Origin of the sequence: Brachybacterium sp. GCM10030252, assembly GCF_042666535.1 — a bacterium.
Taxonomy (GTDB): Bacteria; Actinomycetota; Actinomycetes; order Actinomycetales; family Dermabacteraceae; genus Brachybacterium.
Genome location: NZ_JBHTDM010000036.1, coordinates 1 through 19,031, shown reverse-complemented (window position 1 = coordinate 19,031; position 19,031 = coordinate 1). Strand labels below are relative to the sequence as shown.

16 protein-coding genes are annotated in these 19,031 nt (G+C 71.4%); 7 read left to right on the top strand and 9 right to left on the bottom strand.

Annotated features, from left to right (window positions below):
* Positions 1-104: 104 nt before the first annotated feature.
* Both galE and ACFQRJ_RS16230 read right to left on the bottom strand, forming a co-directional pair.
* Entirely contained in the window at positions 105-1,103 is a 999-nt protein-coding gene (gene galE, locus ACFQRJ_RS16235; RefSeq protein WP_377020264.1) for a UDP-glucose 4-epimerase GalE, read from the bottom strand.
* Between the two features lie 16 nt (positions 1,104-1,119).
* The gene (locus ACFQRJ_RS16230) at positions 1,120-2,607 is read right to left on the bottom strand and encodes a GuaB1 family IMP dehydrogenase-related protein (RefSeq protein ID WP_377020263.1); all 1,488 of its coding nucleotides are present in this window, start codon (positions 2,605-2,607) and stop codon (positions 1,120-1,122) included.
* A gap of 1,370 nt (positions 2,608-3,977) precedes the next feature.
* Here ACFQRJ_RS16230 and ACFQRJ_RS16225 point away from each other — a divergent pair.
* Complete coding sequence (locus ACFQRJ_RS16225; protein WP_377020262.1) at positions 3,978-5,525, top strand: LCP family protein; 1,548 nt, start codon at positions 3,978-3,980, stop codon at positions 5,523-5,525.
* 58 nt (positions 5,526-5,583) lie between these two features.
* On the opposite strand, the gene ACFQRJ_RS16220 is transcribed toward ACFQRJ_RS16225, so the two are convergent.
* Together ACFQRJ_RS16220 and ACFQRJ_RS16215 are read right to left on the bottom strand one after the other, a co-directional pair.
* Positions 5,584-7,029: a mycothione reductase gene (locus tag ACFQRJ_RS16220; protein ID WP_377020261.1), complete on the bottom strand. Its 1,446-nt coding sequence runs from the start codon at positions 7,027-7,029 to the stop codon at positions 5,584-5,586.
* Positions 7,026-7,823, bottom strand: coding sequence for a MerR family transcriptional regulator (locus tag ACFQRJ_RS16215; RefSeq protein WP_377020260.1), 798 nt, complete (start codon positions 7,821-7,823; stop codon positions 7,026-7,028). The genes ACFQRJ_RS16220 and ACFQRJ_RS16215 overlap by 4 nt, the downstream gene beginning before the upstream one ends.
* A 134-nt stretch (positions 7,824-7,957) precedes the next feature.
* Here ACFQRJ_RS16215 and ACFQRJ_RS16210 point away from each other — a divergent pair, with 134 nt between their 5' ends.
* From ACFQRJ_RS16210 to ACFQRJ_RS16200, 3 genes are read left to right on the top strand one after another with little or no spacing between them, the layout of a single operon-like run.
* Positions 7,958-10,384, top strand: coding sequence for an ATP-binding cassette domain-containing protein (locus ACFQRJ_RS16210; RefSeq protein ID WP_377020259.1), 2,427 nt, complete (start codon positions 7,958-7,960; stop codon positions 10,382-10,384).
* Between the two features lie 20 nt (positions 10,385-10,404).
* Entirely contained in the window at positions 10,405-11,307 is a 903-nt protein-coding gene (locus ACFQRJ_RS16205) for a putative RNA methyltransferase (protein WP_377020258.1), read from the top strand.
* Between the two features lie 52 nt (positions 11,308-11,359).
* On the top strand, positions 11,360-12,187 hold the full coding sequence (locus ACFQRJ_RS16200) for an HAD hydrolase family protein (RefSeq protein WP_377020257.1): 828 nt from the start codon (positions 11,360-11,362) through the stop codon (positions 12,185-12,187).
* A 9-nt stretch (positions 12,188-12,196) separates the two neighbouring features.
* Here the strand turns inward: ACFQRJ_RS16200 and ACFQRJ_RS16195 are convergent, their stop codons facing one another.
* The 5 genes from ACFQRJ_RS16195 to sucC all read right to left on the bottom strand — a co-directional run bounded on the left by ACFQRJ_RS16195 (position 12,197) and on the right by sucC (position 17,216).
* Positions 12,197-13,018 (bottom strand): hypothetical protein, encoded by an 822-nt coding sequence (locus ACFQRJ_RS16195; RefSeq protein WP_377020256.1) that lies wholly within the window; start codon positions 13,016-13,018, stop codon positions 12,197-12,199.
* Between the two features lie 108 nt (positions 13,019-13,126).
* Positions 13,127-14,023 (bottom strand): NlpC/P60 family protein, encoded by an 897-nt coding sequence (locus ACFQRJ_RS16190; protein WP_377020255.1) that lies wholly within the window; start codon positions 14,021-14,023, stop codon positions 13,127-13,129.
* A 188-nt stretch (positions 14,024-14,211) separates the two neighbouring features.
* The gene (locus tag ACFQRJ_RS16185) at positions 14,212-14,931 is read right to left on the bottom strand and encodes a metal-dependent transcriptional regulator (RefSeq protein WP_377020254.1); all 720 of its coding nucleotides are present in this window, start codon (positions 14,929-14,931) and stop codon (positions 14,212-14,214) included.
* A gap of 212 nt (positions 14,932-15,143) precedes the next feature.
* Complete coding sequence (gene sucD / locus ACFQRJ_RS16180) at positions 15,144-16,034, bottom strand: succinate--CoA ligase subunit alpha (RefSeq protein ID WP_377020253.1); 891 nt, start codon at positions 16,032-16,034, stop codon at positions 15,144-15,146.
* A gap of 12 nt (positions 16,035-16,046) precedes the next feature.
* Positions 16,047-17,216, bottom strand: a complete 1,170-nt coding sequence (gene sucC, locus ACFQRJ_RS16175; protein WP_377020252.1) for an ADP-forming succinate--CoA ligase subunit beta — start codon at positions 17,214-17,216, stop codon at positions 16,047-16,049.
* Positions 17,217-17,415: 199 nt separating this feature from the next.
* On the opposite strand from sucC, the gene ACFQRJ_RS16170 reads away from it, so the two are divergent.
* The 3 genes from ACFQRJ_RS16170 to ACFQRJ_RS16160 are packed head-to-tail and all read left to right on the top strand — an operon-like array spanning position 17,416 to position 18,886.
* Positions 17,416-17,691, top strand: a complete 276-nt coding sequence (locus tag ACFQRJ_RS16170; RefSeq protein WP_377020251.1) for a hypothetical protein — start codon at positions 17,416-17,418, stop codon at positions 17,689-17,691.
* A 14-nt stretch (positions 17,692-17,705) separates the two neighbouring features.
* Positions 17,706-18,347 (top strand): hypothetical protein, encoded by a 642-nt coding sequence (locus ACFQRJ_RS16165; RefSeq protein WP_377020250.1) that lies wholly within the window; start codon positions 17,706-17,708, stop codon positions 18,345-18,347.
* Entirely contained in the window at positions 18,344-18,886 is a 543-nt protein-coding gene (locus ACFQRJ_RS16160; RefSeq protein ID WP_377020249.1) for a GNAT family N-acetyltransferase, read from the top strand. Before ACFQRJ_RS16165 ends, ACFQRJ_RS16160 begins: the two co-directional genes overlap by 4 nt.
* Positions 18,887-19,031: the final 145 nt, after the last annotated feature.

Here is a 19,031-nt window from a genome sequence, read left to right as displayed (position 1 = left end):
GTGCACGGACGATCCGCCGACGGGGCGGTGGCGGCGAAGGGGCTCCCGGCGTGGGCACCGTCAGGTCTCTGGACGAGCGGATCAGCCTCCGAGGGGATGTGCCGTCAGGCCCCTGGGTACGCCTCGACGTCGGGCTCCACGGTCGCGGAGCGAGCCTCGACGGCCGAGCGGACGATGTCATCGAGCCCGTGCTCGGACTTCCACCCGAGGTGCTGGGCGATACGGTCCCCGGAGCAGATCAGGCGGGCGGGGTCCCCGGGGCGGCGCTCGCCGATCTCGGGCGTGATCTCGATGCCCTTGGCGCGGGCGATGGCGTCGACGACCTCCAGCACGCTGGAGCCCTCGCCGGTGCCGACGTTGAACACCCGGTGGGGGCGGTCCTCGCCGCGCAGGTAGTCCAGCGCGGCGATGTGGGCGTGGGCGAGGTCCAGGACGTGCACGTAGTCCCGGATGCAGGTGCCGTCGGGGGTGTCGTAGTCGTCGCCGAAGACCACGGGCGCCTTCCCCTGCTCGAGGCGGTCCAGGACGATCGGCACCAGGTTCATCACAGCGGTGTCGGCCAGCTCGGGCCAGCCGGCGCCGGCGACGTTGAAGTAGCGCAGCGCCACGGTGCGCATCCCGTGGGCGCGTTCGGCGTCGGCCAGCATCCATTCACCGACGTACTTGGTCGCGCCGTAGGGGTTGATGGGCCGGGGTTCGAGCTCCTCGGTCACGAGGTCCACGTCGGGCATCCCGTAGACCGCGGCGGAGGAGGAGAAGACGACGTCGCGCACCTCGGCGCTCGCGCAGGCGGCCAGCACGTTGGCGAGACCGCCGATGTTGTCGTGCCAGTACATCTCGGGCTTCTCGACGGATTCGCCGACCTGCTTGTGCGCGGCGAAGTGGATCACCGAGTCCGCGCCGGAGGCCCGCAGCTGGAAGGCGAGCTTCTCGCTGGCGTCGGGTGCGGTGATGTCGAGCTCGAGCAGCTCGGCACCCTCGGTGCGCTGCTCGATCCCGGTGGAGAGGTTGTCGACCACGACCACCGTCTCCCCTCGTTCGACGAGGAGTCGCACCACGTGCGATCCGATGTACCCGGCGCCACCGATCACGAGAGTCGTCATGCTCGAAGCCTAGCGCTCAGCTCCAGGACGCCGCGACAGGCCGGCCCTCGGCATAGCCTGCTGCGCTCTGCAGCCCGATCACGGCGCGCTCGCGGAACTCGGCCGTGGTGCGGGCCCCCGCGTAGGTGTAGGAGGAGCGCACGCCGGCGGTGATCTCGTCGATCAGGTCCTCCACTCCTCCCCTACCGTCGGCGAGGTACATGCGGGAGGTGGAGATGCCCTCCTCGAACAGGCCCTTGCGGGCGCGGGCGAAGGCGTCCTCGTGGGCCGTGCGATGGGAGACGGCTCGCTTGGAGGCCATGCCGAAGCTCTCCTTGAAACGGCGGCCGCTCTCGTCGGTGCGCATCTGGCCCGGGGACTCGAAGGTCCCGGCGAACCAGGAGCCGATCATCACGTTGGAGGCGCCCGCCGCCAGCGCGAGCGCCACGTCACGGGGGTGGCGGACCCCGCCGTCGGCCCACACGTGGCCGCCGAGCCGCTCGGCCTCGGCGGCGCACTCGAGGACTGCGGAGAACTGCGGGCGGCCGACGCCGGTCATCATGCGGGTGGTGCACATCGCGCCTGGACCGACACCGACCTTGACGATGTCCGCGCCGGCCTCGATCAGCTCGCGCGTGCCCTCGGCAGTGACCACGTTCCCGGCGACCAGGCGCACGGGCGTGCTCCCGCTGTCCCCGAGCACGCCGCGGGCGCTGCGCAGGGCCTCGAGCATGCGGTCCTGATGGCCGTGGGCCGTGTCCAGCACGATCACGTCGACGCCGGCATCGACCAGGTCGCGGACCCGCGTGGCGACGTCGGCGTTGATGCCGACGGCGACGGCGATGCGCAGCCGGCCCGCGTCGTCGGTGGCGGGGCGGTAGATCGTCGAGCGCAGCACGCTGGTGGCGGTCAGGACGCCCCGCAGCACACCGGCACCTCCGCCGTCGCTCCGGCCGGGTGCGTCGTCCACGACGATGGCGGCGTCGTGGTGGGTGGCGGCGATCCGTCCGTGCAGTGCGGCGGGTTCGACGGCGAGGTCCGCCGTCCCGAGGATGGGAACGTCCTCGCTGAGCACGTCGCCCACGGCGGCGAAGGAGTCGCGTCCGGCGATCTCCTCCGCGGAGACGGCGCCGAGGGGGCGGTGGTGCTCATCGACCACGACGACGATGGGGTGCGGGCGCTTGAGCAGCAGCTCCGCGGCCTGACCCAGGGTGCCGTCCGCCGTGAGCGTGAGTGGGTGGTCGACGAGCAGGTCTCGCTGCTTCACCGAGCGCACGATCGAGTCGATCCGCTCCGGCGAGAGATCCTGCGGGAGCACGGCGAGGCCGCCGCGCCGTGCCATGACCTCGGCCATCCGGCGGCCGGTCACGGCGGTCATGTTCGCGGCCACCAGCGGGATGGTGGTGCCGGTGCCGTCGTCGCTGCTGAGGTCGACGTCGGAACGGGAGGTGACCGCGGAACGAGCCGGCAGGAAGAAGCAGTCGTCGTAGGTCAGGTCCGTCGTCGGGGTGTGGATCAGGCGCATGGGACCAGGATACGGATGCACCCCGGATGGATATTGCACATGACCTCCACGACGTTCTCACAGCGACATGCGAGAGGATCCGACGCCGTGAACCTAGGATGTAGTGCATGACGGACCCGCCCTCGGCCCCCCGGCGCCGGCGCCGTCGGTCCGGCAGACACCAAGATCCGGCCCGACGTGCCGACTCCCCGAGCCTGCCGCCGGACCAGGCGCAGAGGAATCGTGACGCCGCCTTCGGCGCCCGCAAACCCAAGCGCACGTGGATCGGCGGGACCCCGGCCTCCGGAGGCTCTGCAGAGCCCGCATCGGCGGCCGAGCCCCCCACGGCGCAGCTGCCGGCCACTGACCTCCCCGATTCCCCCGCGGGCGGTTCGGAGGAGACCGCGGCCTCTCAGTCCTCCGGCTCTCGGTCCTCCGGCGGGGAGCAGCCCTCCGCCGAGCCGCACTCGGGTGGCGCGCAGCCGCCGCCCGGCTCGCAGTCGCCGTCGTCGCCGGTCGGAACGCAGCCGTCCGGCGAGCCGCAGTCGCCGACCGGATCCGCGCCGAGACGTGCCCGTGGTCGCCGTGCCGCCTTCCCGCTCCAGGGATCTGCCGCGGCCGGAGCCGCCGGAGCCGCTGGCGCGGCCGGCTCGGCTGACGCCGCCGGGCCCGCGTCCGCCGGCGAGCACGACGCCTGGTCCTCCGCTGGTTCCGCATCGTCGGCGTCGTCCACGTCGGAGCACGATGCCTGGTCCGCCGCCGAGGGCTCTCCGGAGCCCGACGCGTGGTCGAGCGAGCACGCTCCCCGATCCCCCGCCGAGCCTCTCGCGCCCGGCGCCGGCGCGTCGCCGCCCATCACCCCCGATAGCAGCGCCGGATCCGGCGCCCCGGGTGCCAGCGAAGGCCTCGGTGCCGAACGGCGAGATGCCGCGCGGGACTACTCGCAGGCGCGGACGTTCCCCTCAGGATCGCGCCCGGCGGACGAGACACCTACGGCGGAGGACTCGTCCAGCGGGCAGTCCGCGCGCCAGAACCGGCGCGGCGAACCCGACTCGAGCGGGCGCGGCCCGACCGTCGTCCCGGGACGCACGACGCCCGTCTCGGCGCAGTCCGCACCGTCCGTCCCCTCTGCACCGGTTGCCCCGGAGGGGCAGCAGGCGGCTGCGGCCGCGGGACCGACGTCCGCCGTCGACGGTCCTGCGTCCCCCGGTGGTCCCGCCTCGTCCGCCGGCCCCGGTGCCGCGTCATCCGGCGGCGACTCCGACGATCCTGCGTCCTCCGCCGTCCCCTCCGAGGGCGCCGCGGATGCCGACGGTCGGCGCCCCCTGCGCACCCGACGCGACGCGGACGGCGAGGGCGCCCCGGACGCCGACTCCGGGTCGCTGCCGAAGGTGGCGTTCTGGACCGTCCTGACCTCCATCCTTCCCGGGGCGGGCCTGCTGACCACGCGGATGCGCCGGCTGGGCTGGGTGCTCCTGGCGCTGCTCGCTCTCGCGCTCGTATCCGTCGTGGCGTTCATGCAGGTGGGCGATCCGCTGCGCAACGCCATGATGCTGATCACCAACCGCGGCCTGCTGATCGGGGCCATGGTCACGGTCGTGGTCGTCGGGCTCGTCTGGGGCCTGCAGATCGTGCTGGCGAACCTCGCCCACTCCACCGAGCAGCGTCTGGCCGGGGCCAAGCGCTTCGTCGCCCTCGGTCTCGCCGCACTGATGGTGGTGGCCGTCGCCGTCCCGTTCGGTCGGGGCGTCCAGTCGCTGTGGGCGTACCAGGGGCTGCTCGGGTCCGACACGGTGTTCGGGGGGCGCAACGGGGACAATCCGCTGGCCGACGGCAAGGATCCCTGGGCGGGCAAGGAACGGGTCAACATCCTCCTGCTCGGGCAGGACGCCGGTGCGGATCGCACCGGGACCCGTCCGGACACGCTCATGGTCGCCTCGATCGACACCAAGACGGGGCAGACGGCCCTGTTCTCCATCCCCCGCAACCTCGAGAGCGTCGAGTTCCCCGAGGGCACGGCGGCGGCCGAGGTGTTCCCCGACGGCTTCGACTACTTCGGGCCGCAGCAGAACCTCATCAACGCCGTGTGGACCTGGGCGGAGGACCGTCCGGATCTCTTCCCGGACGACCCGAACCCGGGGCTGACGGCGACCACGTGGGCGGTCGAGGAGACCCTCGGCCTGGAGACCGACTACTACGCGATGGTGAACCTCCAGGGCTTCGAGGACCTCGTCAACGCCCTGGGCGGCGTGGAGATGGTCGTCGAGCGCCGCATCCCCATCGGCGGCGGCGCCGGCCCCATCTCCGGATACATCGAGCCCGGCGAGCAGGAGCTCGACGGCTACCACGCGCTGTGGTACGCACGCTCCCGCGAGGGGTCGAACGACTTCAACCGCATGTGCCGCCAGCAGCGCATCGTGCGCGCGGTCACCGAGGAGGCCGACCCCGCGACGGTCGCCATGTCCATCCCGAAGCTGGTCAACGCGACCGAGGAGAACATCCAGACGGACATCCCCGTCTCGAACCTGGACGCCTTCATCGATCTCGCCCTGCGGGTCAAGGAGGGCGGGTTCACCTCCTACCCGATCACACAGGACGTCACACCGTCCTACGACGCCGACTGGGACTACCTCGAGGACTGGGTCGACGCCTCGATCGAGGACTCCATGAAGCAGGATCCGCCGGAATCCGTGATCGGCGAGACCGAGCCCGGCTCGGACGAGCCCGCCGAGACCGGCGCCCCGCCCGAGGGCGAGCCCGGCACCGACGAGGGCGACTCGCCCGCCGAGGAGACTCCCTCGCAGGAGGAGACCACCGAGGCCGAACCGACCGACGAGTCCTCCACGCCGAGCGAGGGCTCCGGGGACTCGTCGCAGAAGGCGCCCGAGATCGAACAGGATCCGCTGAAGTCCTGCCTCCCCGGCGCCGAACAGGGCTGAGCACTTCTCGCCGGCTCCCGGCGGCGGGCCGGCGACCGGGCCGGGGCCCGCCGCCGGGTCAGTCCACCAGCTGCAGCAGCGCGTTCTCGACCAGCTCCGGCATCGCCGGATGGATCCAGTACTGCGTGGTGGCGATGTCCCGGGCGGTCTGGCCGGTGCTCATGGCCTGGATCAGCAGCTGGATCAGCGTGGTGGCCTCGGGGCCGATGATGTGGGCGCCGAGGATCTCGGTGGTCTCGGCGTCGGCGATGATCTTGGCGAAACCGGTGGTGTCCTCCATGGCCCAGCCGTAGGCGATCGAGGCGTACTCCTGGACGGCGACCTTCACGTCCCGCCCGTCGGCCCGCGCCGCGGCCTCGTCCATCCCGACCCACGCGATCTGCGGATGGGTGAACACCCCGCTGGGCACCGGCATGGTGTCCGAGCGGCGCAGCTGTTCGGGGTGAGCGAGGTTGTGCCGGACGATGCGCTGCTCGTGGTTGGCGACGTGCTTGAGCTGGTGGGGGCTGGAGAGGTCTCCCAGCGCCCACATCCCCTCGAGCACCTCGCCGCCGCCGAGGACGCGCTGATGCGCGTCGACCAGCACGCGACCGTCGGCGGTGGTGTCGATGCCGGCGGCGGCGACGTCCAGCAGGTCGGAGTTCGGGCGGCGCCCGGTGGCGACCAGCAGCTCCTCGGCGCGGACCACGATCTCCTCTCCATCGCGCTGGCCGCGCAGCTGCACCCCCTCGTCGGTGCGATGGACCGACGTGGTCGACAGTCGCGTGTGCAGCGTCAGTCGATCGCCGAGGATCTGGGTGATCCGCGCCGAGACGTCGGCGTCGGCCGCCCGCAGCACCTGCTCGGAGCGGGCGATGAGGGTGACCTCGACGCCGAGGGAGGCGAACACGTGCGCCATCTCCACGGCGATCACGCCGGAGCCGAGGATCGCGAGGGAGGCGGGCAGCTCCTCGATGCGCATGATGGTGTCCGACGTGTGGGGCTCAGCGTCCTCGAGGCCGTCGATCGGGGGCAGGATCGGGCGCGACCCGGCGCCGAGGATGATGTCGTCCGCGGTGATGGTGCGGGTGCCGCCGTCGCGGTCGAGGACGGAGAGGGTCTTGGGACCGGTGAAGGTGGCGGTGCCGCGGATCAATGTGAGGTTGGAGTTGTCCTCGTGATCACGGCGGTACGCCTCCCCGCCCGCGGTGATCGGGTCGATGCGCCCGAAGATGCGGTCGCGGATGGCGCGCCAGTCCACGTGGCGCAGCTGCTCGGTCAGGCCGAAGCGGCCGGATTCGGCGGGCACGTGGGCGAGGTTCGCGGTGTGGACGAACATCTTGGTCGGGATGCAGCCCACGTTCAGGCAGGTTCCGCCGAACACGTGGTCCGGGCCCACTCCGCGGTCGATCTGCACGATGCGACGATCGGCGAACTCGGGGCCGGGGAACGAATTGGCCGAGCCCGACCCGATCAGGGCGATGTCGTAATGGGTGTGCTCATCGTGCGTCTGCTCATCGGTCACCGTCTCAGGCTAGTCGCCTCCGGGCGGACGTAGGCGGCCAGTGCGGCGGACGCCTCGAGCAGGGCGAGGCCTCGCGCCGTGACCTGCCGGCGGGAGGCCTCCAGGGCGGTGCGGACCGATGAGGTCTCCCCCATGCTGCGCACCTGGTCGAGGACGAGGGCGATGTCCTCCAGCCGGTGGCCCGCGCGGCGCAGCAGGTGGACGAGCTCGGCGTCGCGCACCTGCGCCGGCGGATACAGCCGCTGGCCGCTGCCCCGCTCGCGAGGCGGGGCGATCAGTCCCTGGTCCTCCCACGCCCGCAGGGTGGCCGGAGAGATCTCGAGCCGGGCCGCGAGCTCACCGATGCGCAGGTCGCGCCCCGGGGCGTCCCGGAGCCGGGCGACGCCTCCCGCCCGGGTGTCGCCGGTGCCGGTGCCGCGCGTCCCCGCGCCAGGCGCCGACGTCGACCCGACGGCTTCCGCGGTGTCGCCCTCGCCGGTGAGAGCGCCGGCCGCCTGTGCGACCGCGTCGAGGGTGGAGCGGTCCCGCAGCAGCTGGGCATGCGCGCCGTCGAGCAGCGCCAGTGCCCGCTCGACGTCGTCGGCGTGCAGTGCCGTCATGATCTCCAGCGCCGGCCGGTGGCCGCTCGCCTGCACGAGGGTGAGGAACGCCCGCAGCGCCGCCGCATGCCGGGCGGTGTAGACCCGGTGGCCGGAGGCGGTGCGCTCCGCGGGCGGCAGGGCGCCGGCCTGCTCGTAGTTGCGCACCGCTTGCGACGACAGCCCGTGCTCACGGGCCAGGTCGATGGGCCGCATCTCGACCTCCTTTGAGGATTTTCGTGCCCGTGGCTGCGCCACCGGCTACCAGGTCTCAACCGGCTCTTCAAGGATAGGCTGGAGGACCGCAGGACCCGGACCGGCCGCACGATCTCGACGCCCTGGAGGAACCGATGACCGCCCCCTCGCCGCACCAGCCGCCTGCCGATGCCCACGATGCGATCCGGGTGCGCGGTGCCCGGGAGAACAACCTCCGCGACGTCTCGCTCGACATCCCCAAGCGCCGGCTGACCGTCTTCTCCGGGGTCTCCGGCTCCGGGAAGAGCTCGCTGGTCTTCGGCACGATCGCCGCGGAGTCGCAGCGGATGATCAACGAGACCTACAGCTCCTTCGTGCAGGGCTTCATGCCCTCCCTCGCCCGTCCCGATGTCGACGAGCTCCAGAACCTCACCACGGCGATCATCGTGGATCAGGAGCGGATGGGCGCCAACGTGCGCTCCACCGTCGGCACCGTCACCGATGCGGGCGCCTACCTGCGCACCTTGTTCTCCAAGCTCGCCGAGCCGCATGTCGGGGGACCGGGCGCCTACTCCTTCAACGTGCCGAGCGTCAGCGGCGCCGGCGCGGTCACCGTCGACAAGGGCGAGAAGACGATCGCCCAGAAGGCGAGCTACTCCAGGGTGGGCGGTATGTGCCCGCGCTGCGAGGGCATGGGACAGATCTCCGACGTCGACCTCGCCGAGCTGTACGACGAGAACAAGTCACTGGACGAGGGACCCTTCACGATCCCCAACTATTCCGCGGGCGGCTGGTACGTGAAGATCTTCGCCTCCTCCGGTTTCTATCCGTCGGATCAGCCGATCAAGTCCTTCACCAAGCGCCAAATGCACGACTTCCTGTACAAGGAGCCGACGAAGATCTCGATCGACGGGATGAACATGACCTACGAGGGTCTGATCCCGAAGATCCAGAAATCCATGCTGAACAAGGATCGCGAGTCCATGCAGCCCCATGTGCGCGCGTTCGTGGACCGTGCCGTGAAGTTCATCGTCTGCCCGGACTGCGAGGGCACGCGTCTGGCGGAGCACGCGCGCACCTCCACCATCGACGGAGTCTCCATCGCCGACGCGAGCGCCCTGCAGATCACCGATCTGGCGGGCTGGGTCGAGTCCTTGCGCGAGCGGCACAGCGGGCCGACGGTCGCGCCGCTGCTGAGCAATCTCTCGGCCCTGCTGGAGTCGTTCGTCATGATCGGGCTGGGGTACCTGTCCCTGGACCGCCCCTCCGGCACGCTCTCGGGCGGCGAGTCCCAGCGCACCAAGATGATCCGCCACCTCGGCTCGGCGCTGACCGACGTCACCTACGTGTTCGATGAGCCCACCATCGGTCTGCATCCCCACGACATCGCGACCATGAACCAGCTGCTGCTCGCGCTGCGCGACAAGGGCAACACCGTGCTGGTCGTCGAGCACAAGCCGGAGACCATCGCGATCGCCGACCACGTCGTCGACCTCGGCCCCCGCGCCGGCGCCGAGGGCGGCCGGCTTCAGTACGAAGGGGACGTGGAGGGCCTGCGCGCCTCCGCCACCCTGACCGGCCGCCACCTCGACCGGCGCGTCGCTCTGAAAGAGCAGGTGCGCGAGCGGAGCGGGGCGATCGAGATCCGCGGCGCGAGCCACCACAACCTCCGCGACGTCGACGTCGACATCCCGCTGGGGGTGCTCAGCGTCATCACCGGGGTCGCCGGGTCGGGCAAGAGCTCACTGGTGCACGGCAGCCTGCCGCGCGGGGCCGACGTCACCGTCGTCGACCAATCCGCCATCCGCGGCTCCCGCCGCTCCAACCCGGCGACCTACACCGGGCTGCTCGAGCCCATTCGGAAGGCCTTCGCCAAAGCAAATGGCGTGAAGCCCGCCCTGTTCTCCAACAACTCGGAGGGGGCCTGCCCGGTCTGCAAGGGCGCGGGCGTGATCTTCACCGAGCTCGGCTTCATGGAGACGGTCACGACCCCGTGCGAGGAGTGCGAGGGCAGGCGGTTCCAGGCGGCCGTGCTCGAGTACACGCTCGGCGGGACGAACATCGCCGACGTCCTGCTGATGTCGGTGGACGAGGCCCGGGAGTTCTTCTCCGCCCCGGAGTCGAAGGTGCCGACCGCGGCGAAGCTGCTGGGGCACATGAGCGATGTCGGGCTCGGGTATCTCACGATCGGGCAGCCGCTGACGACGCTCTCCGGAGGCGAGCGCCAGCGGCTCAAGCTCGCCACCCACATGGGCGACAAGGGCGGTGTCTTCGTCCTCGACGAACCGACCACGGGGCTGCATCTGGCCGACGTGGGCAATCTGCTGGCCTTGCTGGACAGGCTGGTCGAGACCGGGAAGACCGTCATCGTGATCGAGCACCATCAGGCCGTGATGGCGCACGCGGACTGGATCATCGACCTGGGACCGGGAGCCGGCGTCGAAGGCGGCGAGGTCGTCTTCGAGGGCACTCCGGCGCAGCTGGTCGCGGATGCCTCGACGCTGACCGGCCAGCATCTGCGGGAGTACATCTCCTCGGCCCGGAAGCACGCGACCGCCGCCGTGGAGGGGGCTGAGGCCTGAGGGCCGACGGCACGTACTCTATGTGGGTGCCGACCGCCGTCCCCTCCGCCCTGGCAGGGCTCCTCGATGCGCTGCGCTGCCCCGCCTGCGGGGGCGCCCTGCAGGCCTCGCAGAACATGCTGCGCTGCAGCCACGGGCACACCTTCGACCTCGCTCGCGCCGGCTACGTCTCACTGCTGAGCGGCAGCGGCGCCACCAGCGGGGACGACGACGAGATGGCCCGGGCCAGACAGCGGTTCCTGGCCACCGGGGCCTACGCTCCCCTTCTCGAGGCGATCGGTGACCTCGCCGAGTCACACGTCCCGGACCTGGCCGCGGACGCTCCCCGCAGCAGCAGCCCGGCCCCGACCATCCTCGATGCCGGATGCGGGCCCGGCTACTACCTCGCCGGGCTCCTGGATCGCTTCCCCGCCGCTCGCGGGCTGGGCTTCGACACCTCCGTCCGCTCGCTGCGCTTCGCCGCTCGCAGCCATGACCGCGCGGCGGTCTGCAGCGCGGACGTGTTCGCCCCGCTCCCCCTCGCCGACGGCTGTGCCGACCTGCTGCTGGATGCCTTCGCCCCGCGCAACCCCACCGAGTTCGCGCGCGTGCTGCGCCCCGGCGGGAGCCTGATCGTGGTGCGGCCGCTCGAGGGGCACCTCGCCCAGCTGCGCGACCTGGTCCCCGGCATGGTCGCCGTCGATCCCCACAAGGAGGAGCGGCTGCACGCCGTGTTGGATCCGCACTTCGCGGAGACCGCCCGGCGCGAGCTCCACGTCGACCTGTCCCTGTCCGCGGAGACCGCCCGGGACCTGGCCTGGATGACCCCGAGCGCCCGGCACCTCGAGGTCGCCGATCTGGATGCTGCCCTCGCCCGTCTCGACCCGGCCTCACCGCCGCCGGTCACCGTCTCCGTGCTGATCAGCGTGCACCGCCCGCGCTGACCCGCTCCCCGCACCCCGCACCCCGCACCCCGCACCCCGCACCGGAGGATCCATGCCCGCACGACACTGCGTCTTCATCGACTTCGACGGCACCTTCGCCGCTCACGGCGTCGCCCCGCCCCAGCATGCCGACGCCGTCTGCCGTGCCCGCTCGGCCGGACACACGGTGCTGCTGTGCACCGGGCGGCCCGCCTCGATCGTCGCGCCCGACGTCGCCGAGCTCTTCGACGGGGTGGTCGCGTCCGCGGGGGCGTACGTCCGAGTGGGCACGGACGTCCTGCGCGATACACGCTTCCCCCAGGAGCTCGGCCGTCGCTCCGTGGAGATCCTGGAGGGGCACGGCGTGGCCTTCGCCCTCGAGGCCCCCGAAGCGCTGTACTGCACGCCCGAGACCGCAGCACGGATCCGCGCCGGCGTCGGCTCCCCGCAGCCCGGTCTCGCCGGCGGTGTCGGCCGCGGCCCTCAGGACATCGTGGACGCCTCGCGGACGCCCGCGGACCTCGCGTCGTGCTCCTTCGCGAAGATCTCGCTGTGGGGCTCGCCGGTCCGGGTCGAACAGCTCGCCGAGGAGATCGGCCCGGAGGTCGGGGCGCTGCCGAACTCGATCGCGCAGGACGACACCAGCTCCGGGGAGCTGCACCTGCGGGAGATCGACAAGGCCGACGGCGTCCGCCAGGTGGCCGGGCACCTCGGCATCGACCTCACCGCGACGGTCGGGATCGGGGACGGGATGAACGACCTGGGGATGGTGCGAGCCGCCGGGACGGGCGTCGTGATCCACGGAGCACCGGCTGCGCTGCGCGAGGCAGCAGATCTGGAGGTGCCCGGCCCCGCCGAGCACGGTGTACTGATCGCCTTCGAGCGCCTCGGGCTGCTCTGAGGCACGGGGTCAGCTGCGGCGGCGGAGGCCGACCAGGACCAGTCCCGCGGCTGCCACCAGGGCACCGACGCCGAGCAGGATCACGCCCTGGGGCATCAGGTCGGCCGCGAAACGGACCTCGAAGGCCTGGACGATGGGACCGATGAAATCCGCCCGGTCCACGGAGTCCGGGACCACGGTGCCGATCTGATCAGCCAGCAGGCACGTCAGCGCGCCCGCCAGGATCCCGGCGATGCCCGCCAGGACCAGGAACGAGCGGCGGTGCGCGGCGATCGCCAGAGCGAGGACGGCGAGGGCGAGGGCTGCCGGTCCCATCCAGGCGGTCCAGGGCGCGAGGGTCGCTGCCTGGTTCAGCAGCGGCACGTCCGGGATGGTCGCGAGCGTGACGGTGGCATCGTCGGGCCGCGGGATATCGAACGGGATGACCTCTTCGACGGAGATCAGCAGCTCGTCGATCACGGGGCCGAGGTCGACGCCGAGCTCGTCCTCGCCCGGCGTGAACAGGGCCTCGTGCAGGTCCGCCATGGTCTCGTCCCAGAGGGTCGCGTACATGTCGGTGCCGGTGATCCTCGGGGCCTGCTCCTGGGCGATGGGAGCGACCTGGTCCGCGACCCAGCCGGGGATCCGGTCATCGTCCAGCAGCGTCTCCACCGCGCTGTCCGAGAGGGTGCGCTGGACCTCGGGATCCTCCGCGAGCGGCTGGGCGACGTCGAGGAAGCCCTCCTGGTCGATGACGTGCTCATGGAGCCACACGCCGGGCAGCCAGAGGGCACCGAGGACGGTGGCGAGGGTCAGCAGAAGGGCGGCGAGAAGATCACGTGCGGAAGACACCCGCACACGGTACCGGGACCGCCCGGGATATCTCCGTACCCCGACCGCCGGGACGAGATCGGCCCCGCACCACCAGGTGGTACGGGGCCGTGCTCGATGCGGGACGGATCAGCCGATGCGGATGTAGGTCCAGCTGCCGGAGTAGATGTTGCGCTCGGAGGTGTCGACGCGCTTGTTGCCGGCGTCGACGAAGGTGTTGCCTCCGGCGTAGATGCCGATGTGGCCCGGCTTGTAGACCAGGTCGCCCGGCTTGGCCTGGGACTTGGGGATCACGGTGCCCGCCGAGGCCTGGCCACCGGCGCTGTGCGGGAGGCTGACGCCGTGCTGGGCGTAGACCCACTGGACGAAGCCGGAGCAGTCCCAGCCGGACGGCGAGGCACCGCCGTACACGTACGGCGTCCCGATGCCGGAGCGGGCGGTGGCCAGCACGGAGCTGCCCTTCGCGGCCGACGGGGCCGGTGCCGACTTCTCCTCGGAGGACTCGGAGGACTCCTGCGACTCATCGTCCTCGGACTCGGAGCGCTCGTCCTCGGAGTCCTCGCGGCTGGAGCGCTCGTTCGACCGGGAGGCGTCCTCGTCCTCGCGGCTCTCGCGCTGCTGGTCGCCCTCGTCCTCGGAATCCTGCTGGGCCTCGTCGCTCTGGGCGTCCTCGTCGGACTCCTCGTCGACGGGCTCGGGCTCAGGTTCCGGCTCGGGCTCGGGAAGCTCGACGGTGATGTCCGCGATGTCGGCGGTGGCGCTCTCGGCCTCGTCGTCGCCCTCGGCGGACTCGGCTGCGGGGATGCCGACGGCGGGAGCGGTCACAGGGGGCAGGACCGCGGGAGCGGCACCCTCAGCCTGCGGGGCCTGCGGAGCGTCGTTCTGCGGCTCGGCGGTCGCGGCGGCGGCACCGCCCAGCAGCAGGCCGGCGGCCATCACCGTTCCGGCGGCGGCGCGTCCGGCGCGGACAGCAGGGGTCACCGTGCGCATCGCGCGGCGGTGAGTGTTGTTCGCAGTCTTCGACACGTTTCGCTCCCAGCCCCGGGCATCGGCCCTCGCGCTCTGCAGCTCTCGTACTCCGCACCCGGTGCGCGATGGGCTCTTCCGGGGGGAATGTCGAGGCTCGGCCGCCTCGGCACGTGTTCGACCCTAGGGGTCACAGGTGCCCCTGAGAGCCGAACTGAAAGCTTCTGGGGAAGAGCTTGACGGAGGCTTTACCCGGCCAGAAGAGGGGTCACGTGGAGCTGGGTCGCGACGATCTCGGGCACAGCGACCTCCCCGCCGGCCGGGCCTCGCAGAACCACCGTCCCGGCCACCCTCTCCGCGCGCATCTCGACCCCGGGAAAGATGTCCTGAGCTGCGAGTTCACCGAGAAGTTCCACGTCGCTCTGGACGCGTTCGCCGATCCGGTCCAGCCGTATCGTCGCGGTGCCACCGTCGGCGATGGCCTCGAGCAGCTCCAGAGGCGGATTGGCGGGGGTTTTACCCTCCGTGGTGGCGTGGGTCTCCGCGATGCCGAGGGCGGCGAGGCCCGGGATCGGGTTGCCGTACGGATCGGTGAACGGCGGCTCCAGCTTCTCGGCGAGCCGCCGCTCGACCTCGAGGCTCATCACGTGCTCCCAGCGGCACGCCTCCTCGTGGACGTGGGCGTAGTCCAGCCCGATCACGTCCAGCAGGTGGCGCTCGGCCAGCCGGTGCTTGCGCATCACGTCGACGGCGACCTCGGTGCCCTGCTCGGTCAGGCGGATGCGGCGCTGATCGTCGAGATGGAGCAGACCGTCGCGCTCCATGCGGGCGACGGTCTGGGAGACCGTCGGGCCCGAGTGGCCCAGTCGCTCGGCGATCCGGGCACGCATCGGGGCGACACCGGCCTCGTGGAGCTCGAACACCGTCTTCAGGTACATCTCGGTGGTGTCGATGAGATCTCCGGTCACGAGGCCCCTCCCTTGGTAGGCGCGCTCGGCGGGCGCGCGGTAGCTGCGACAAGCTTAGTCCGTCAGGCGGGATGGCCGTCCGCAGCGCCCGCCGAGCACAGCCACCGCACACAGCGGCACGCCCCGGACCGCGCGGGTCCGGGGCGTGCCACGGGTGGTCGAGGACGGGCCCCGACGAGGATCTCAGCTGCCCGGTGGGGGCAGCTCCGCGCTCAGGAGAGCCCGGAGACGATCTCGCGCATCAGGTCTGCGGTCTCGGTCGGCGTCTTGCCGACCTTGACCCCGGCGGCCTCGAGGGCCTCCTTCTTCGCCTGCGCGGTGCCCGCGGAGCCGGAGACGATGGCACCGGCGTGGCCCATCGTCTTGCCCTCGGGAGCGGTGAAGCCCGCGACGTAGCCGACGACGGGCTTGGTCATGTTGTCCTTGATGTACGCCGCGGCGCGCTCCTCGGCGTCTCCGCCGATCTCGCCGATCATGACCACGCCGACGGTGTCCGGGTCGGCCTCGAACGCCTCCAGGGCGTCGATGTGGGTGGTGCCGATGACCGGGTCGCCGCCGATGCCGATGCAGGTGGTGAAGCCGAGGTCGGCCAGCTCGTACATCATCTGGTAGGTCAGGGTGCCGGACTTGGAGACCAGGCCGAGCTTGCCCGGACCGGTGATGTTGGCCGGGGTGATGCCCGCGTTGGACTTGCCGGGGCTGATCACGCCGGGGCAGTTCGGCCCGATGATCCGGGTGCCGCCCTTGGCCTGGGCATAGTTGAAGAACTCCGCGGAATCCTTGACCGGGATGCCCTCGGTGATGATCACCAGGAGCTCGATGCCGGCGTCGATGGCCTCGATCGCGGCGGCCTTGGCGAACTTCGGGGGCACGAAGACCACCGAGACGTTGGCGCCGGTGGCCTCCATGGCGTCCGCGACGGTGCCGAAGACGGGGACCTCGTGGCCGCCCTCGAAGGAGACCGTCTGGCCCGCCTTGCGCGGGTTGGTGCCGCCGACGATGGTCGTGCCGGAGTCGAGCATGCGCTGGGAGTGCTTCATGCCCTCCGAGCCCGTCATGCCCTGGACGATGACCTTGCTGTTCTCATCGAGAAAGATAGACATGTCGAGTGCTGCTCACTTTCCTGCGGCGGCGAGCTCGGCGACCTTCGCGGCGCCGCCGTCCATGGTGTCGGCCTGGGTGACGAGGGGGTGGGCGAAGTCGGCGAGGATCTTGCGGCCCTCCTCGACGTTGTTGCCGTCGAGCCGGACCACCAGTTGCTTGGTGGCGGCGTCGCCGAGCTTCTGCAGGGCGCCGACGATGCCGTTGGCGACCGCGTCGCAGGCGGTGATGCCGCCGAAGACGTTGACGATCACGGCGGAGACCTGCTCGTCACCGAGGATCACGTCCAGGCCGTTGGCCATCACCTCGGCGGAGGCGCCGCCGCCGATGTCCAGGAAGTTGGCGGGCTTGACGCCGTGCTGCTCACCGGCGTAGGCGACGACGTCGAGGGTGGACATGACCAGCCCGGCGCCGTTGCCGATGATGCCGACCTCGCCGTCGAGCTTGACGTAGTTGAGGTCCAGCGCCTTGGCCTTGGTCTCCAGCGGGTCCTCGGAGCTGGCGTCGACCAGTTCGGCGTGGTCCTCGTGGCGGAACGCGGCGTTCTCGTCGAGGGTCACCTTGCCGTCGAGGGCGATGATGCTGCCGTCGCCCGTCTTGACCAGGGGGTTGACCTCGACCAGCGAGGCGTCCTCCTCGCGGTAGACGTCCCACAGCTTCTGCAGCACGGGGGCCACCTTGTGGGCGGTCTCCTCGTCGAAGTTCGCGGCCTGGACGATCTCGGCGGCCTTGGCCTCGTCGATGCCGACATTGGGGTCGACAGCCACGCGAGCGAGGGCCTCGGGGCGCTCGACGGCGAGCTGCTCGATCTCGACGCCGCCCTCGACGGAGCACATGGCGAGGTAGTTGCGGTTCGCCCGGTCCAGCAGCAGCGAGAAGTAGTACTCCTCGGCGATCTCCGCGCCGGCGGCGATCATCACGCGATGCACGGTGTGGCCCTTGATGTCCATGCCGAGGATCTCGGAGGCCTTCTGCTCCGCCTCCTCGGGGGACTTGGCGATCTTGACGCCGCCGGCCTTGCCTCGGCCACCGGTCTTCACCTGCGCCTTGACGACGACGACCGGGGTGCCGAGCTGCTCGGCAGCGGCCTTGGCAGTGGCGGGGTCCTCCGCGACGACTCCTCCGAGCACGGGCACACCGTGCTTCTCGAAGAGATCGCGGGCCTGGTATTCATACAGGTCCACGGGGTGCATTCCTCTCGATATCGGCAGTGGGCGGCAGGCCTCACTCGGCCTCGGTGCCACCCCTGGGAATACGGCCAGGGTATCGCTTCCGCCGCACCGGCTCGTACGGCCGCCACCCGTGTGCGCGGTGTCTCACCCGGGGCCGGGAAACCGCCTCCCCCGCCCCCTGCCGTTCAGCTGCCCCGGATACGATGCGGAGATGAGCCGACGAAACCGCAGTCTCGCCCAACGCATCCGCGAGCACCTCGGCTTCAGCGTGGTCGCGATCGGCGTACTGTTCATCGTGCTGCGCCTGGTGGGCGTCCGTTCCACGTTCGCGGGCTTCGCCCTGTCCGTGGCGATCACGCTCGCCCTGAACGTCGGGCTGTCCTACTACAACGACCGCCGCGCCCGCTCCCCTCGCCCCCATGTCGAGCAGCGCGGGGGCGGCGACATCCGGTGGCGCGAGGACGACCGTCCGCGTGAGGACCGCTGAGGCGAGGAGACGCCATGGCCGACTGGAGAACCTACGCGAAGGCCGCACGCAACACGGCCCGCAAGCAGGCGCCCGCCGCCGGTGACGCCGCCCGGCGCGCCTCGTCCCGCGCGAGCGGCTATGTCCGCGCCGCCGGCAAGGCGATCGATGAGGGCCGGTCGGAGGACGAGGAGCCCCGCCGGCGCGCCGACCGCGAGAGGGAGGGGGCTCGGGAGGAACCTCGCCGTCGCGATGCCTCCGATCGGGACCGGGAGCCCCGCCGGCACGGGGACACCGACGGAGCCCGGGAGGAACCTCGCCGCTCCGCGTCCTCCCGGCCGGCTGCGACTACCGCGCGCGAGCGCCCGGCGGTCGACACGAGTCGTCTGCGCAAGGACGCGGCGGCGTACTACACGGTCGCCGAGCGGCGCGTGCACTCGGCACAGATCGTCCCGCGGTTCATGCGCGCCCTGCGTGACGCCCTGCTGATCGGCCTGTCCCTGTTCGTCTTCTGGATCGTGCTCGCAGCCGCCGGCATCCAGATCCCCTTCACGACGGTGCTGATCGTGGTGCTGGTCATCGTCGCGATCAGCTTCGCGACCGGACTGCTGGCCCGGCGCAGGTCCCCGGCCGCCCCTGACGACCCGGCCGAGGACCACGGGCCCGGCCCGGCATGACCTTCACGATCCTGCCGCTGACGGCCGACGACGCCGAGGACGTCCAGGCGCTTCTGGGCCGCTCCCCCGGCTACACGCTGCGAACCCGGGGACGCTCGGTCGCCGCCGACGACGGCCACGGCGTCCTCACCGACCGCCCGCCGGGCACGGAGGCGTCCGCAAAGACCGTCTTCGGCCTGCGCGACGACTCCGGGGCGCTGCGCGGACTGTGCGACGTCATCCACGGGTGGCCGTCCCCGGAGACCGCCCACATCGGCCTGCTGCTGGTCGACGATGCCGCTCAGGGCAGCGGTCTGGGGCGCCTGCTGCACGACAGCGTGATCGCCCAGCTGCGTGCCCGCGGTGACATCGCGCAGCTCCGCGCCGGGATCGTCGGGACGAACGCCGACGCGGCACAGGGGTTCTGGGAGCGGTTGGGCTACCGACCGACCGGCGAGGAGCACTCCGTGTCGGCGGGCACGATTCGATCCACCACTGCGATCCTCACCCGCCCGCTGGATCCTCCTGCCTCACCCCCGGCCTCCGGCACGAACCTGTAGCTGAGCGGCACTCGCCCTCCTCTGAGAGGGGTCTGGTGCCGCTCACGGGTGTTGTCAAGCTGGTTGGAGTCAGTGGCTGTTCTGGGTCAGGCTGTTTGCACGAGGTGATTGATCCCGACCGTAGCTGGTGGGGACGGCGTTTTGG

Excerpts from the sequence above, each read along its gene's own strand:
- galE (WP_377020264.1), bottom strand. The coding sequence starts at position 1,103 with ATGACGACTCTCGTGATCGGTGGCGCCGGGTACATCGGATCGCACGTG.
- ACFQRJ_RS16230 (WP_377020263.1), bottom strand. The coding sequence starts at position 2,607 with ATGCGCCTGATCCACACCCCGACGACGGACCTGACCTACGACGACTGC.
- ACFQRJ_RS16215 (WP_377020260.1), bottom strand. The coding sequence starts at position 7,823 with ATGCGGCCCATCGACCTGGCCCGTGAGCACGGGCTGTCGTCGCAAGCG.
- ACFQRJ_RS16210 (WP_377020259.1), top strand. The coding sequence starts at position 7,958 with ATGACCGCCCCCTCGCCGCACCAGCCGCCTGCCGATGCCCACGATGCG.
- ACFQRJ_RS16205 (WP_377020258.1), top strand. The coding sequence starts at position 10,405 with ATGTGGGTGCCGACCGCCGTCCCCTCCGCCCTGGCAGGGCTCCTCGAT.
- ACFQRJ_RS16200 (WP_377020257.1), top strand. The coding sequence starts at position 11,360 with ATGCCCGCACGACACTGCGTCTTCATCGACTTCGACGGCACCTTCGCC.
- sucD (WP_377020253.1), bottom strand. The coding sequence starts at position 16,034 with ATGTCTATCTTTCTCGATGAGAACAGCAAGGTCATCGTCCAGGGCATG.
- ACFQRJ_RS16170 (WP_377020251.1), top strand. The coding sequence starts at position 17,416 with ATGAGCCGACGAAACCGCAGTCTCGCCCAACGCATCCGCGAGCACCTC.
- ACFQRJ_RS16165 (WP_377020250.1), top strand. The coding sequence starts at position 17,706 with ATGGCCGACTGGAGAACCTACGCGAAGGCCGCACGCAACACGGCCCGC.
- ACFQRJ_RS16160 (WP_377020249.1), top strand. The coding sequence starts at position 18,344 with ATGACCTTCACGATCCTGCCGCTGACGGCCGACGACGCCGAGGACGTC.